The organism is Halorhodospira sp. 9628 (genome assembly GCF_022228075.1).
GTDB classification, from domain to species: domain Bacteria; phylum Pseudomonadota; class Gammaproteobacteria; order Nitrococcales; family Halorhodospiraceae; genus Halorhodospira; species Halorhodospira halophila_A.
Genome location: NZ_JAJNRF010000004.1, coordinates 137,435 through 150,803, shown reverse-complemented (window position 1 = coordinate 150,803; position 13,369 = coordinate 137,435). Strand labels below are relative to the sequence as shown.

Genomic DNA, 13,369 nt, shown 5'->3' with positions numbered 1-13,369 from the left:
TGGTATCCTTGGCGGCAGCAAAGCCCGGTTCTGTAACGAGGCCCCCGAATGATGCGATGGCGGAAGCTCTCCGCGCTGCCGGCACTGGTCTGCCTGGCGCCGCTGGCCTGCTATGTGCCTCCTGATGACGGCATTGCCGATGGCGGTGGCGACGCGCGCACGCAGGCCGAAGCGCCCCGGCAGGACGACCGGGATGAGGCACAGCAGGAGCAGGGTGGCTGGTGGTCGCAGCCGCAGCCGCAGCAGGAGCCGGAGCAGGAACAGGGGGGCTGGTGGTCGCAGCCACAGTCCGACGCCCGGCAGGAGACCCGGGGCGGTGCCGATGAGATCGCGGCGCTGGCGCAGCAGGCGCGGGAGGCCTACGAGAGGCGCGACTACGACCGGGCGGTACAGCACCTGGAGCAGGCCCTGGACCAGGCGCCGGAGCGGGCGGTGCTGTGGCAGAACCTGGCGGCGGTGCGCTACCAGCAGGGGCACCACCAGCGGGCCGAGGAGCTGGCCCTGCGCGCCGTAGACACCGGCGGCGACGACCTCGCCGTGATGCGCGAGGCGTGGTGGCTGGTGGCGGCGGCGCGCATGGAGCGCGGTGACCGGGGCGGCGCCCGGGACGCGGCCTCCTCGGCGCGAAGTTTCGGTGATACCGGAGACGGTGGCCTTGGCCGATTCTAGGCCGCCCGGGGGAGCCTTCGCCCGGGCCGTGGTCGCCGAACTCGATGTCGGCGGGGCGGTCAGCCGGGCCATCGAAGGGTTCGCCGCGCGCCCGGGGCAGCTGCAGCTTGGCGCCGCGGTGGCCGACACGCTAGCCGACGGCGAGGTGCTGGTGGCCGAGGCGGGCACCGGTATCGGCAAGACCTACGCCTACCTGGTGCCCACGCTCCTCGACGGCCGCCGGGTGATCATCTCCACCGGCACCCGGACCCTGCAGGATCAGCTCTACCACCGCGATCTGCCCCGGGTGCGGGCGGCGCTGCAGGGCGCATCCCCGCAGCCGATGCGCACCGCCCTGCTCAAGGGGCGGGCCAACTACCTGTGCCGTTACCGGCTGCAGCGGGCCGTGGAGGAAGGGCCGTTCACCGCCCCCGACGAGGTCGCGGCCATCCAGACGGCGGCGGAGTGGGCGCGGGCGACGGACAGCGGCGACCTGGCCGAGGCGCCGCAGGGCGTCGAGGGGGTGGCCGAGCGCATCACCGCCACGCCCGAGCGCTGTCTCGGTCAGGGTTGCCCGGCCTACGACACGTGCTTCTTCTACGAGGCTCGCCGGCGTGCCCACGAGGCCGACGTGCTGGTGGTCAACCACCACCTGCTGCTGGCCGACTGGGCGGTGAAGGATGCCGGCTACGGGGCCGTGCTGCCCGAGGCGGAAGCGGTGATCCTCGACGAGGCCCACCTGCTCCCGGACACGGCCGCGCGTTTCTTCGGTCACTCGGTCTCGGCGCGGGCGATCCGCGATCTGGTTCGCGATGTGCGTATCGCCGACCGGCGCGAAGCTGGCGACATGCCGGATTTGCGCGCGGCCATCGATACCCTGGAGGCGGCGGTCGCCGGGCTGCGCCTGGCCCTGGAAGGGGGGGAGCAGCGGGATGCCTGGTACACGGTGGCCGAATCGGGGGGCGCCGAGGCGGCCGAAGCCCTGCGCGGGGCAGCGGCTGGCCTGCAGCAAGCCCTCGCTCTGGTGGCCGAGCGTGGCCCCGAGCTGGAGGCGTGCCACCGGCGCGCCGGTGAGCTGGAGGAGGCCCTCGGCTGCTTCCTCGCCCCCGCGGAGGGCGAGGTCCAGTGGTACGAGACCCGCGGGCGGGGTTTCGCCCTGCACCGGACACCCCTGGATGTGGGCGGCAGTTTTCGCCGGCACATGGAGCGGGAGGCCGATGCCTGGGTTCTGCTCTCGGCCACGCTGGCGGTGGGTAGCTCCTTCGCTGCGTTCCGGGGCCGCCTCGGGCTGGCCGATACGGTGCGCACCGAGCAGCTGCCCAGTCCCTTCGACTACGCCGGCCAGTCCCTGCTCTACTGCCCCAGCGGGCTCCCGTTGCCCAACCAGGCGGGGTACGATCAGGCGGTGGTGGCGCGGGCCCGCGAGGTGATCGACTGCACGCCGGGCGGGGTTTTCCTGCTGTTCACCAGTCATCGGGCGCTGCGCCTGGCCCGCGAGCAGCTGGAGACGGCCCTGAGGCGACCGCTGCTGGTCCAGGGCGATGCCCCGCAGGGGCGGCTGCTGGAGGCCTTCGCCCAAGCCGGCGACGCCGTCCTGCTGGGTACGGCGAGCTTCTGGCAGGGGGTGGACATCCGCGGGGCGGCGCTCTCGGCGGTGATCATCGACCGCCTGCCGTTCGCCGCCCCGGGAGATCCGGTGACCGCCGCCCGGCAGCGCGCGGTAGAGGATGCCGGCGGGGTGGCGTTTCGCGATATCCTCTTACCCGAGGCGGTCATCGCCCTGAAACAGGGGGCCGGGCGCCTGATCCGCGACGACGCCGACCGCGGCGTGCTGATGATTGCGGACCCGCGCCTGCTCGGCAAACCCTACGGCCGACTGTTCCGCAACAGCCTGCCGGCGATGCCGCTGACCCGCCGTGTCGAGGATGTGAAGGCCTTCTGGGAGGGCGTGTTATGAGCCTCATCGACCGGATTGCCGAACGCCGACTGGAAGAGGCCGTGGAGCAGGGCGAGCTCCAGGACCTGCCCGGCGCCGGGCAGCCGCTGGAGCTCGATGACGACTCCATGATCCCCGAGCATCTGCGCACCGCCTACCGGGTGCTCAAGAACGCCAACTGCATCCCACCGGAGTTGGCCGAGCGCCAGGAGATCCGCAGCCTCGAGGACCTCATCGACGCCCTCTACGCCGATGCCTCCGCCGAGGCGGCGGAGCAGCGCAGCCAGGCCGAGCGGCGGCTGTCGCTGCTGCGCGCCCGGCTCGAGCGCAGCGGCCACGACGCCGATGCCCTGTACGTCGCCGAGCAGGGCTACCGGGATCGGTTGCTGAGGCGTTTCAGCAACGCCGATCCGGAGGACGGCGCCGACTGAGCGAGGCGCTTTTCTCCGTGCAGACCCTTCCCTTCAGTGACAAAGCGAGTACAATGCCCGGTTTACTCAAGTACGTATCAGAAGCCCCGCCGCGGGGCCGATGACTCAACGTAACGGGAATCGCAAGGGCGCATATGGTTACCATTCGACTGGCAAGGGCGGGCGCGAAGAAGCGGCCCTTCTACCACATCGTAGTTACCGAGGCGAAAAAGCCGCGGGACGGCGCCTTCATCGAGCGCCTGGGCTACTTCAACCCCGTGGCCTCGGGGCAGGAGGCGCCGCTGAAGCTGGACGTCGAGCGCTCGAAGGCGTGGATCGCCAAGGGTGCGCAGCCGACGGAGCGTGCGGCTCAGCTGATCCGGCAGGCCGAGCGCGCCGAGCAACCGGCTCAGTAAGCCGGTCCGCGGTCCATGCCGGATCGTGAGCCCAGGCGGGTCGTCGTCGGCCGGATCGTCGGGCTGTTCGGTGTGGCGGGGTGGGTCAAGGTCTACTCCTACACCCAGCCGAAAACCAACCTGTTCGCTTACGCCGACTGGGAGCTGGCCACCGCCGACGGCTGGCGGGCTGTTCGGCTCGAGGCGGGGCAGGAGCAGGGCAAAGGCCTGATCGCCCGGGTCGCCGGCATCGATGATCGCGACGAAGCGCGGCAGTGGGTTGGCAGCGACATCGCGGTAGCGCGGGAGCTGCTGCCGGAGCCGGATCCCGGCGAATACTACTGGGTCGATCTGCAGGGGCTGGCGGTGCGCACCGTCGACGGCGTCGAGCTGGGGGCTGTCAGCCACCTGTTCGAGACCGGCGCCAACGACGTCATGGTCGTGCGCGGCGAGCGAGAGCGGCTGATCCCGTTTACCCTCGACCACGTCGTTCAGCGGGTCGATCAGCAGGAAGGCGTCATCGAGGTTGACTGGGACCCCGAATTCTAGGCGCATCGACGTCGTCACCGTCTTCCCGGAGATGGTCGAGCAGGTGGCCCGGTTCGGGGTGGTCGGCCGGGCGGCCGAGCGGGGCCTGATCGAGCTGGCTGCGTGGAACCCGCGGGACTACGCAACCGATCGGCACGCCACCGTGGACGACCGGCCCTACGGCGGTGGTCCCGGCATGGTGATGAAGGTGGAGCCGCTGCGCCGGGTCATCCAAGCGGCTCGGGCAGCGGATCCGCGCCCGGCCCGGGTGATTCACCTCAGCCCCCAGGGGGCGCGGCTGGATCAGGACGGGGTGGCGCGCCTGGCGGCCCGCGAGCGGGTGATCTACCTCTGTGGCCGCTACGAGGGCATCGACGAGCGGCTGCTCGAGGCCGAGGTGGACGAGGAGCTGTCCATCGGCGACTACGTACTCAGCGGCGGCGAGCTCGCCGCCATGGTCGCCATCGACGCCACTACGCGGCTGGTCCCGGGGGCGCTCGGGCACGAGGACTCGGCGGCCGAGGACTCCTTCGCCACCGGGCTGCTCGACCATCCGCACTACACCCGCCCGGAGGTCTACGAAGGGCAGGGGGTGCCGGAGGTGCTGCGCTCCGGGGATCACGGGGCGGTGGATACCTGGCGGCTCAAGCAGGCCCTGGGGCGGACGTGGCTGCGCCGCCCGGATCTGCTCGCCGGGCGGGAGCTGGACGAGCGGCAGCGCCGCTTGCTGGATGAATTCATCGTCGAGCACCGCGCAGGGGCGCGGGCCGGCAACGATCACGAAGAAACGTAGAACCGAGGGGAATCGTCATGAACGTCATCGACGAACTGGAGCGCGAGCAGATCGAGGCGTGCAAGCACACGGTGCCGGAGTTCGCCCCGGGCGACACCGTGCTGGTGCAGGTGTGGGTGCGTGAGGGCGGTCGCGAGCGCGTCCAGCCCTTCGAGGGTGTCGTCATCGCCAAGCGCAAGCGCGGCCTGAACTCCTCGTTCACCCTGCGCAAGACCTCGCACGGCGAGGGCGTCGAGCGGGTCTTCCAGACCTACAGCCCGCAGATCGAGAGCATCAAGGTCAAGCGCCGCGGCGACGTGCGCCAGGCCAAGCTCTACCACCTGCGCGAGCTCAGCGGCAAGGCGGCGCGCATCAAGGAGAAGATCAACTAAGGGCTTCGATTGCCCGGCTCATCCGGCTGGCGGCGGGCTCGTGGGCGGTATCGCGCACGGACTCCGCCGCCCGCTCCGGATTGTCCAGGATCCGTTCCCGGGTCTCCTCGGCCAGGGCGCGGGCTTCCTCCCGATCTCGTGGCACCTCGCCGGTGGCCGAATCCGGCCCCGAGGCGTTGACCGCCACCGGGTCGCTGGCGCGCACCGACTCCGCATCCCGGTTGCCGGCCGCCTCGGTGCGCTCCTCCCGGATCCGTTCCGTCCCCGTTGTCTCCCCGTCCCGTTCCGGGCGCAGGGCCTCCTGGCGACGCTGCTCGGCAGCGTGCTCGGCGTGGTGGGGGCGGATCGCTTCGTGGCTGGCCGTGGCAGGGTCGATCTCGGTCATGGCTGCCTCCGTCGTTCCATCCCCTGAAGATAGCACGCGGGCCGCGGCCCGGTTCGGAGGTTGCCGGAGCGGGTATTGTCAGGCGCGCGTGATGCGCCGGGAGCGGTCGCTGGCGGTGTAGCCGCCGTGGGTGCCGTAGGTGAGTTCATCGGCCCGCTCGTGGGCGCCGGTGGCCAGGTCGAGCAGGCGCCGGGTATGGTCGAGGTTGCGGTGGATGAGGCGGCCGTTGGCCTCGTTGCGGGCCTGGATGGTGCGCAGCAACTGCTCCAGCTCGCCCCAGGCGGAGCGCAGCGACTCCGGTGCAGTACGCAACACCGCCCGCACGCCAGCGGTCCCCGGCGGATAGCCGGCTTCGGTGAGAACCCGCCGCAGCTGCTGCTCGGCCTCTTCCAGGGCCTCGACCTGGGCGCCCTTGCGGCGCAGGAGTTCGTCGAAGCCGTTCAGGTCCCGGTCGATCAGTTGCCGGGCCTCGGCCTCGAGGGTGGCGGCGAGTTCCCCGGCGCGCGCCTGGCAGCGCTCGACGCGCACGGCCAGGCGCTGCGCCAGCTCCGCGTCCAGCGTCTGGCGCGGAAAGCGGTCAGAGCGGCCGTGCTCCGCCGGCGTCATCACGACTCGACCAGCGCCTCAAGCTCAGCGAACTTCTTGGCGACTTTCTCGGCGTCCACCGGGTAGTCGCCGTTGGCGATCCGCTCCTTGATGGCTTCGACCCGATCCCGGTCGACTTCCGGGGTTTGGTCGATGCGTTCGCGGACCGTCTGCAGTCGTTCCGAGGTCTCGGCCTCGTCGGCGCCGCCTGCGCCCCGGGGCGGGGCGTTCGACGCCTCGTCGGCGCCGCCGCTCTTCGGGCCCTTGCCCGGCTGGGCGGTCGCGGGTCCGACGGGGCGCGGACCCCCTCCTTCGATCGGATTGGACATCGGGCTCTCCTCAAAACCTTTCCTATGCGGGCTGCAGCGCCGCTCCCTGGCCTGCATGGACCCGTGCTATCCGTATTTATCGGCGGCCCGGGCAGGAACTTGAGTCCTGGTTCCGGTTACTGTGACCCAGGTTGCCACTGACGGCAACTCCCGCCGCCTGCGGCCTAATCGCCGACCCGGACCTGGCCCTCGCCGACGACCCGTGCCTGGATCTCCCGTCCGGAGTCCAGGTTCTCCACCCGGATCCGGTCGCCTTTCTGGCCGTGCTCCAGGGCGCGGCCACGGCTGCTGATCTGGATGGCATCGCCCCGGCCGGCGGCGATGGTGACCCGGTCGTTGCGCTCGACCAGCGTCGGGGGCTGCACGTGGTTGCCGGTCACGGCCACCCCCTCGCGCAGGCTCCGGCGTACCTCCTGGCCGACCAGATCGCCGGCGTCGCGGTAGAACTCGCCGCGGACCCGGCGCGCATCCCGCGTAGCGGTGCGCAGATCCGCCGCCGCGAGCCGCTGTCCGCGGCGCAAGCTGCGTGCGGCCACCACCATCTCCGTCTTCAAGGTGGTTTCCATGCGCACGTAAACGGTCCAGGGTGCCTCTCCGCTGCAGCGCACCCCCACGGTACCGGCTTGGTGGGGGCTGCGCCCGCGGGGGATGAACCCCTCCAGCTCGCCGTCACACGCACGCAGTTTCAACCGGCCGTCCACCCCGCGGGCCTCGACCTCCACCTCGTCGTACTCGCCGGCCAGCGCCTCGCGCAGGAACACCTCCGCCGTCTCACGGATGGCCTCCGGCGACTGGGTGCTGGCCTGCGCCGCCGCCGGGGCCAGGGCCGTCAGCGCCAACAATACGACGGCCAGGCGCCAGGCGGGCGACGGTCGCGCACTGCGCCCGACCCTGCGGGCGGGGGTGGCGCCGGCGGGTCTGCTCATCGGTCCGCGCGCAACCTCCATTCGGTTGGTGATCCTCCGGAGAAATATGCAAAGGGTGTGCCGCGGCGTCGGCCGCTTTCCCTGATCCGGCTACCGGATTAACATGACGCCAACGGGCGGGGGCCAGCCCCCGGGACGCACGCCGATAAGGGAGCCGTCAGCGATGGCCGGAATCATGAGCTCCGTCGACCAGCGGACCCAGCTGGCTGGCCATAACCGCATGGAGCTGCTGCTGTTCCGTTTCGAGGGGCGGCAGCGCTACGGGATCAACGTGTTCAAGGTCCGCGAGGTCATACCGGCCCCGGAGCTCAGTTACGTGCCGCATGCCCATCCGGCCTCCCTCGGCATCGCCTACGTCCGCGGCCACACCCTCTCGGTGCTCGATCTGAGCTACGCCACCGGCAACGGCGCCATCACCAAGGAAGAAGGCAACTACATCATCGTCACCGAGTACAACCGTCAGGTCCAGGGGTTCCTGGTCGGCGGGGTGGACCGGATCGTCAACATCAACTGGCAGGACGTGCTGCCGCCGCCGAGCGGGGGCAGCGCCGGCAGCTACCTGACCGCCGTGGCGCGCTACGACGGGCAGATGATCCAGATCGTCGACGTCGAGAAGGTCCTCGCCGAGGTTCAGCGTGCCGGCGGCGCCGATCCGGAGGTCACCGAGGGCGGTGGCGTGGATCACGCCGAGGGCTCCGAGGCTTACAAGGTCCTGGTGGTGGACGACTCGGCGGTCGCCCGGGGGCAGATCAAGCGCACGCTCGAGGAGATCGGTGTGCGCGTGGTCACCAAGAACAACGGCCGCGAGGCGCTGGAGCAGCTGCGCACCTGGAAGGATCAGGATCCCTCCGGGCTCGACGATCTGCTGATGGTGGTCTCGGACATCGAGATGCCGGTGCTCGACGGCTACACCCTGACCCGATCGATCCGGCAGGATCCGGGGCTTGCCGGGGTCCACGTCCTGCTCCACTCCTCGCTCAGCGGTGTCTTCAACACCGAGATGGTGCGTCGCGTGGGGGCCGACGAGTTCCTGGCCAAGTTCCACTCCCGGGAGTTGGCCGAGCGGGTCGGCGCCCGGCTGGCCGAGCGAGGGGGATGAGCATGCAAGGAGGACGGTTTGGCCGCGCTTTCCGTGGGTGAAGAGGAGTACCAGGCGTTCGCACGGTTCCTGGAGCGCGCCTGCGGGATCGTCCTTGGGCCGAGCAAGCAGTACCTGGTGGCCAGCCGGCTCGGGCCGCTGCTCGAGGCCGAGCGCATCCCGGATCTGGCCACCCTTGTCCAGCGGCTCGAGCAGCGCCCCACCGCCGATCTCAAGGGGCGGGTTATCGAGGCGATGACCACCAACGAGACCCAGTGGTTCCGCGACCGCTTCCCCTTCGACGTCCTGCGTCGGCACCTGCTCCCCGAGATGGAGCGCCGCCGCGTCTGGCCGGTGCGCATCTGGTCCGCGGCCTGCTCCTCCGGGCAGGAGGCGTACTCGATCAGCATGACCGTCGACGAGTACAACGACAGCGGCGGGCGTATGGAGGCCGAGATCCTCGGGACCGACATCTCCACCGCGATGGTCGAGGAGGCGCGGCGGGGGCGTTATACCGCCAACGTGGCGCGCCGCGGGCTGGCGCCGGAACGCCAGCAGCGGTTCTTCGATGCCGTCGGCGAGAACACCTGGGAGGTCAAGCCCGCCGTGCGCCGGCGGACCAGCTTCCGCGTCCACAACCTGCTGGAGAGCTACGCCGGTCTGGGTCGATTCGACATCGTTTACTGCCGCAACGTGCTCATCTACTTCGGCTGGGACTCGCGGCGGGATATCGTCCAGCGCATCGCCGAGGTGACCCGCCCGGGCGGGTACCTGATCGTCGGGGCGTCGGAGTCCCTCGCCCGGCATTCCGACGAGTTCGAGCTGGTCCGCCTCGATGGCGGTGTGGTCTACCGGCGCCGCGGCTGACGGACAGACCCTGCCGCCGGGCGGCAAGCGCTTGCCGCCCGTTGCCGCCTTCTTCCGGCTTAGTCGTTGATCCGCCAACCCCGCGTGCCTGGCACGCGATCTGCATAAAGGTCCCGTGAACGAACACCACGGGAGCCCGCCATGCGGATCGGCTTCGATCAGGCCTTCTCGGTACCCGAGCAGGCCATGCGCCTGCGCGGCGAGCGGCACGAGCTGCTCGCCTCGAACATCGCCAACGCGGACACGCCCGGCTACAAGGCCCGGGACATGGACTTTCGCGAGGCCATGCGCCAGGCCAGCGAACCGCAGCCGCAGCCGTTGCAGGCGACGCATGCGCAGCACGTGCAACCGCCGCCGTCATCCACCATGGCGGCAGGCGATCCGAAATCTTTATACCGGGAGCCCCACGCCGCCTCGCTCGACGGCAACACCGTCGAGATGCACGTCGAGCAGGCCAAGTTCGCCGAGAACGCCGTGAACTACCAGGCCGCCGTGGACTTCCTCAACGGCCGGATCCAGAAGCTCACCGGCGCCATCCGAGGGGAGTAAGCGAACATGTCCTTGATGCACGCCATCGACGTCGCCGGCACCGGGATGAACGCCCAGCAGCTGCGCCTGAACACCGTGGCCAGCAACCTGGCCAACGCCGAGACGGTCGCCTCCAGCCCCGAGGAGGCGTACCGCGCCCGGCAGCCGGTTTTCGCCGCGGCGCTCCACCAGGCCCAGGGCGGCTATCCGCAGGGTGGCGGACCGCAGCCGGCGCAAACCCCCGGCTGGGCCGAATCCGGCGGGCCGGTGGATCGGGTCAGCCCGGTGAGCTTCCAGCGTCAGTTCTTTGGCGGCGAGCCCGCCGGTGTGCCGGCGGCCGGCGACCCCTGGGCCAGCCCGTCGCCCAGCGTGCCGGTCTTCATGCCGGGGGTGGTGGAGAGCGACGCCGAGATTGAGCCGCTGTACAAGCCGCACCATCCGCAGGCGGATGACGACGGCTACGTCTACCGCTCCAACGTGAACTCCGTCGAGGAGATGACCAACATGATCTCCGCCTCGCGGTCGTTCCAGAACAATGTCGAAGTCATGAACACCTCGCGGGATCTCATGCTCGAGACCCTGCGCCTCGGCCGCTGAATCCGGGAGGAGCGACCATGCTCGATCCGAGCCAATTGATGGGCGGGGCCGCCGGTGGCGGCCAGAAGGCCCCCAAACCGCCGAACGCCGGTGACGGCGGATCCGGTAAGCCGGGCGGCGGGGCCACGCAGGGCGTCGCCGAGGGTGTGCAGGCGGCGCAGAAGGCGGCCGAGAAGCCCGTGGGCAGTGGCCCCGCCGGCGGTTCGCGCGGCGAGCCGTCCGGTTCGGTCGCCCGGTCGGGCTATGAGGCGCTGCCCGAGGATCTGCGCAGCATCCCCGACGAGAAGGACGACGGCGACCCGCAGAGCATCGGCCACGAGGACTTCCTGGAGCTGATGATGGTCCAGCTCGAGAACCAGGATCCGACCGACCCGCAGGACACCGAGCAGATGATGGGGCAGATCGCCCAGTTCACCACGGCCTCGGGGATCGAGCAGCTGCAGTCGGACTTCCGCGAGTTCTTCGAGCACATGCGCTCGGATCAGTCGCTGCGCGCCTCGCAGCTGGTCGGCCGTGAGGTGGTCACCGAGAGCCGCGAGGCCTATCTGCCCGAGGATGGGGAGATGGAGGCGCTGCTCCAGCTCGAGCGCTCGGCCCCCAATCTGACCGTCGAGATCGAGAACGAGGCCGGAGAGCGGGTCCATCGTGAGCAGCTTGGCGAGATGGAAGAGGGCGAACACCCCTTCACCTGGGACGGTACCGACAACGACGGCCAGCGCATGCCCCAGGGCACGTACCAGGTCAACGCCTACGTTGAGGACGGTGATGAGCGCGAGCCGGTGCCCACCCTGGTGGGTGCGCCGGTGACCAGTGTCTCGGTGGGGATGGACGGCCGGCCGCCGGAGCTCAGCGTGGCCGGGCTCGGTGAGATGTCGCTATCCGACGTCAAGCGCATCCGATAAGACGAACAAGAGCAGCGGGGATCGAGGAGATCAGCCATGTCATTCAACATCTCGCTAACCGGGATCAACTCCGCCTCCAAGGACCTGGAGACCACCAGCAACAACCTGGCCAACGCCGGCACTACGGGCTTCAAGGAGTCGCGGGCGGAGTTCAACGACCTCTTCGCCATGGGCCCGATGGGCATCCCGCAGCTGGCCGTGGGGCAGGGGTCGCGGCTGGCCAACGTCGGCCAGATGTTCAGCCAGGGGTCCTTCGAGTTCACCGAGCGCAGCCTGGATCTGGGTATCGAGGGGCGCGGCTTCTTCCGCCTTGAGGACGACGGCGAGGTCAGCTACACCCGGGCCGGTCAGTTCGAGGTGGATCGCGACGGCTACATCGTCAACAACACCGGCAAGCGCCTGACCGGCTTCCAGACCGACGAGGACGGCAGCCGCATCGGCGACGGTCGCGACCAGCTTCAGCTGCCCACCGACGGGATCCCGGCGCGTGCCAGCGAGAACGTCGAGATCGCCGCCAACCTCAGCGCCGATGCCGAGGTGATCGATGAGGGTGTGGCGTTCGATCCGGACGACAGCGAGACTTTCACCGAGTCGACGACGACCACCCTCTACGACTCCCAGGGCTCGGCCCGGGACGCGACCTTCTACTTCCGCAAGGCGGGCAACAACGAGTGGGATGTCTACACCCAGATCGACGGGGTGGACTACGATGCGGCGGGTGCCGAGGGTGAGGATTTCTTCGGCCCGCACACTCTCACCTTCGACACCTCCGGTTCGCTGGTCGATGCCGAGGACGATGGTGAAGGCCGGATCGCCAGCCTCGAGGATATCCCGCTGCTCGCCGAGGTGGACGACCTGGACATCGACATCGACTTCGGCGAGATGACCCAGTTCGCCCGGCCGTTCAACGTCACCAACGTCTCCCAGGACGGCTACACCGCCGGCGAGTTCGAGAACATCAACGTCGAGGGCGATGGCACCATCCTGGCCCGCTACAGCAACGGCGAGGCCCAGGCCGTCGGTCAGGTGGCGCTGACCAGCTTCCCGTCGGAGGAGAACCTGCAGTCCGTGGGCGAGACCTCCTGGCAGGCGACCCGCGATGCCGGGGATCCGCTGATCGGCGTGGCCGGTCAGGGCCAGTTCGGCCGCATCGAGAACGGCGCCCTGGAGCAGTCCAACGTGGAGGTCTCGGATCAGCTGGTGAACATGATCACCGCGCAGCGCAACTTCTCCGCCAATGCGCAGATGGTCAGCACCCAAGATCAGGTGACTCAGGAGATCCTCAACATCCGCTAACGGGGTGTCCCCTCCCGCCGCAGCGGGGCAGAACGGGTAGAGGCGTATGGATCGTCAACTGTATGTGGCCATGACCGGGGCGAAGCACTCCCTGGAGGCGCAGCACCACAACAACCAGAACCTGGCCAACGCCAGCACCCCGGGCTTTCGCGCCGACCTGGACAGCTTCTACCAAGCGCCGGTCTACGGGCCCGGCTTCGCCACCCGGGCCTACGCCGAGGAGCTGCGTGCCGGGACCGATTTCAACCCGGGGCCGATCGAGACCACCGGGCGCGACCTGGATGTGGCCATCCAGGACGAGGGCTGGTTCGTAGTCCAGGCCCCGGACGGCGACGAGGCGTACACCCGGCGCGGCGATTTCCAGACGACGCCCGAGGGGCTGCTGACCACCGGCGATGGCCACCTGGTCATGGGCGAGGCCGGGCCCATCTCGATCCCGCCGGATACCAAGGTGGACATCGCCGACGACGGGGTGATCACGGCCACCCCGCAGGACGGAGCCGGGGCGCCCATCGAGCTCGACCGGCTGCGGCTGGTCAATCCGGACTCGACGCAGCTGGTCAAGGGCGAGGACGGGCTGATCCGCCACGCCGAGGGCGAACCGGCCGCTGACGACGCGCAAGTGAAGGTCCGCGGCGGCGCGCTCGAGGGCAGCAACGTGAACATGGCGGAATCGTTGGTGAACATGATCGATCACGCGCGGCAGTTCGAGACGCACATCAAGATGCTGACCGCCGCCGAGGAGAACGAGCAGACCAGCGCCCAGCTGCTCAACCACCCGGGCTGAGGTGGCGC

The 13,369-nt window shown here is 69.9% G+C and carries 18 protein-coding genes; 14 read left to right on the top strand and 4 right to left on the bottom strand.

From position 1 onward, the window contains the following. Positions 1-48 precede the first annotated feature (48 nt). From LRG10_RS06275 to rplS, 7 genes are all read left to right on the top strand, one after another. Complete coding sequence (locus LRG10_RS06275) at positions 49-669, top strand: tetratricopeptide repeat protein (protein WP_201168593.1); 621 nt, start codon at positions 49-51, stop codon at positions 667-669. Next, positions 656-2,605 carry an ATP-dependent DNA helicase gene (locus LRG10_RS06270; RefSeq protein ID WP_238634966.1) on the top strand — a complete coding sequence of 650 codons (1,950 nt, stop codon included), beginning with the start codon at positions 656-658 and terminating at the stop codon, positions 2,603-2,605. The genes LRG10_RS06275 and LRG10_RS06270 overlap by 14 nt, the downstream gene beginning before the upstream one ends. Next, positions 2,602-3,015: a DnaJ family domain-containing protein gene (locus tag LRG10_RS06265; protein WP_201168590.1), complete on the top strand. Its 414-nt coding sequence runs from the start codon at positions 2,602-2,604 to the stop codon at positions 3,013-3,015. The genes LRG10_RS06270 and LRG10_RS06265 overlap by 4 nt, the downstream gene beginning before the upstream one ends. A gap of 134 nt (positions 3,016-3,149) precedes the next feature. Continuing rightward, a complete protein-coding gene (gene rpsP, locus LRG10_RS06260; RefSeq protein WP_201168587.1) occupies positions 3,150-3,410 on the top strand; it encodes a 30S ribosomal protein S16 in 261 nt (86 codons plus the stop codon). Positions 3,411-3,425: 15 nt separating this feature from the next. After that, a complete protein-coding gene (rimM, locus tag LRG10_RS06255) occupies positions 3,426-3,938 on the top strand; it encodes a ribosome maturation factor RimM (protein ID WP_201168584.1) in 513 nt (170 codons plus the stop codon). Further along, on the top strand, positions 3,916-4,710 hold the full coding sequence (gene trmD / locus LRG10_RS06250; protein ID WP_201168582.1) for a tRNA (guanosine(37)-N1)-methyltransferase TrmD: 795 nt from the start codon (positions 3,916-3,918) through the stop codon (positions 4,708-4,710). Before rimM ends, trmD begins: the two co-directional genes overlap by 23 nt. 17 nt (positions 4,711-4,727) lie before the next feature. Continuing rightward, complete coding sequence (gene rplS, locus LRG10_RS06245) at positions 4,728-5,081, top strand: 50S ribosomal protein L19 (protein ID WP_201168579.1); 354 nt, start codon at positions 4,728-4,730, stop codon at positions 5,079-5,081. On the opposite strand, the gene LRG10_RS06240 is transcribed toward rplS, so the two are convergent. The 4 genes from LRG10_RS06240 to flgA all read right to left on the bottom strand — a co-directional run bounded on the left by LRG10_RS06240 (position 5,074) and on the right by flgA (position 7,306). Beyond that, entirely contained in the window at positions 5,074-5,466 is a 393-nt protein-coding gene (locus tag LRG10_RS06240) for a hypothetical protein (protein WP_238633559.1), read from the bottom strand. The genes rplS and LRG10_RS06240 overlap by 8 nt on opposite strands. 78 nt (positions 5,467-5,544) lie before the next feature. Next, positions 5,545-6,072 (bottom strand): flagella synthesis protein FlgN, encoded by a 528-nt coding sequence (locus tag LRG10_RS06235; protein WP_238634965.1) that lies wholly within the window; start codon positions 6,070-6,072, stop codon positions 5,545-5,547. Continuing rightward, the gene (gene flgM / locus LRG10_RS06230) at positions 6,072-6,380 is read right to left on the bottom strand and encodes a flagellar biosynthesis anti-sigma factor FlgM (protein WP_201168572.1); all 309 of its coding nucleotides are present in this window, start codon (positions 6,378-6,380) and stop codon (positions 6,072-6,074) included. Before flgM ends, LRG10_RS06235 begins: the two co-directional genes overlap by 1 nt. A 164-nt stretch (positions 6,381-6,544) precedes the next feature. Continuing rightward, entirely contained in the window at positions 6,545-7,306 is a 762-nt protein-coding gene (gene flgA, locus LRG10_RS06225; protein WP_238634964.1) for a flagellar basal body P-ring formation chaperone FlgA, read from the bottom strand. 163 nt (positions 7,307-7,469) lie between these two features. On the opposite strand from flgA, the gene LRG10_RS06220 reads away from it, so the two are divergent. The 7 genes from LRG10_RS06220 (at position 7,470) to flgF (ending at position 13,361) form a co-directional block, all read left to right on the top strand. Beyond that, positions 7,470-8,405, top strand: a complete 936-nt coding sequence (locus LRG10_RS06220) for a chemotaxis protein CheV (RefSeq protein WP_201168568.1) — start codon at positions 7,470-7,472, stop codon at positions 8,403-8,405. A gap of 18 nt (positions 8,406-8,423) precedes the next feature. Further along, positions 8,424-9,251: a protein-glutamate O-methyltransferase CheR gene (locus tag LRG10_RS06215; protein WP_238633555.1), complete on the top strand. Its 828-nt coding sequence runs from the start codon at positions 8,424-8,426 to the stop codon at positions 9,249-9,251. Between the two features lie 141 nt (positions 9,252-9,392). Further along, positions 9,393-9,800 carry a flagellar basal body rod protein FlgB gene (gene flgB / locus LRG10_RS06210; protein WP_201242459.1) on the top strand — a complete coding sequence of 136 codons (408 nt, stop codon included), beginning with the start codon at positions 9,393-9,395 and terminating at the stop codon, positions 9,798-9,800. Between the two features lie 6 nt (positions 9,801-9,806). Further along, complete coding sequence (flgC, locus tag LRG10_RS06205) at positions 9,807-10,376, top strand: flagellar basal body rod protein FlgC (protein WP_201168563.1); 570 nt, start codon at positions 9,807-9,809, stop codon at positions 10,374-10,376. Between the two features lie 17 nt (positions 10,377-10,393). Continuing rightward, a complete protein-coding gene (locus tag LRG10_RS06200) occupies positions 10,394-11,278 on the top strand; it encodes a flagellar hook assembly protein FlgD (RefSeq protein ID WP_238634963.1) in 885 nt (294 codons plus the stop codon). Between the two features lie 36 nt (positions 11,279-11,314). Beyond that, positions 11,315-12,574 (top strand): flagellar hook protein FlgE, encoded by a 1,260-nt coding sequence (gene flgE, locus LRG10_RS06195; RefSeq protein WP_238634962.1) that lies wholly within the window; start codon positions 11,315-11,317, stop codon positions 12,572-12,574. Positions 12,575-12,620: 46 nt separating this feature from the next. Next, on the top strand, positions 12,621-13,361 hold the full coding sequence (gene flgF / locus LRG10_RS06190; protein ID WP_201242462.1) for a flagellar basal-body rod protein FlgF: 741 nt from the start codon (positions 12,621-12,623) through the stop codon (positions 13,359-13,361). Positions 13,362-13,369: the final 8 nt, after the last annotated feature.

Coding starts and splice junctions, on each gene's coding strand:
- LRG10_RS06275 (WP_201168593.1), top strand. CDS start 49: ATGATGCGATGGCGGAAGCTCTCCGCGCTGCCGGCACTGGTCTGCCTG.
- LRG10_RS06265 (WP_201168590.1), top strand. CDS start 2,602: ATGAGCCTCATCGACCGGATTGCCGAACGCCGACTGGAAGAGGCCGTG.
- rpsP (WP_201168587.1), top strand. CDS start 3,150: ATGGTTACCATTCGACTGGCAAGGGCGGGCGCGAAGAAGCGGCCCTTC.
- rimM (WP_201168584.1), top strand. CDS start 3,426: ATGCCGGATCGTGAGCCCAGGCGGGTCGTCGTCGGCCGGATCGTCGGG.
- rplS (WP_201168579.1), top strand. CDS start 4,728: ATGAACGTCATCGACGAACTGGAGCGCGAGCAGATCGAGGCGTGCAAG.
- LRG10_RS06240 (WP_238633559.1), bottom strand. CDS start 5,466: ATGACCGAGATCGACCCTGCCACGGCCAGCCACGAAGCGATCCGCCCC.
- LRG10_RS06235 (WP_238634965.1), bottom strand. CDS start 6,072: ATGACGCCGGCGGAGCACGGCCGCTCTGACCGCTTTCCGCGCCAGACG.
- flgM (WP_201168572.1), bottom strand. CDS start 6,380: ATGTCCAATCCGATCGAAGGAGGGGGTCCGCGCCCCGTCGGACCCGCG.
- flgA (WP_238634964.1), bottom strand. CDS start 7,306: ATGAGCAGACCCGCCGGCGCCACCCCCGCCCGCAGGGTCGGGCGCAGT.
- LRG10_RS06220 (WP_201168568.1), top strand. CDS start 7,470: ATGGCCGGAATCATGAGCTCCGTCGACCAGCGGACCCAGCTGGCTGGC.
- flgB (WP_201242459.1), top strand. CDS start 9,393: ATGCGGATCGGCTTCGATCAGGCCTTCTCGGTACCCGAGCAGGCCATG.
- flgC (WP_201168563.1), top strand. CDS start 9,807: ATGTCCTTGATGCACGCCATCGACGTCGCCGGCACCGGGATGAACGCC.
- LRG10_RS06200 (WP_238634963.1), top strand. CDS start 10,394: ATGCTCGATCCGAGCCAATTGATGGGCGGGGCCGCCGGTGGCGGCCAG.
- flgE (WP_238634962.1), top strand. CDS start 11,315: ATGTCATTCAACATCTCGCTAACCGGGATCAACTCCGCCTCCAAGGAC.
- flgF (WP_201242462.1), top strand. CDS start 12,621: ATGGATCGTCAACTGTATGTGGCCATGACCGGGGCGAAGCACTCCCTG.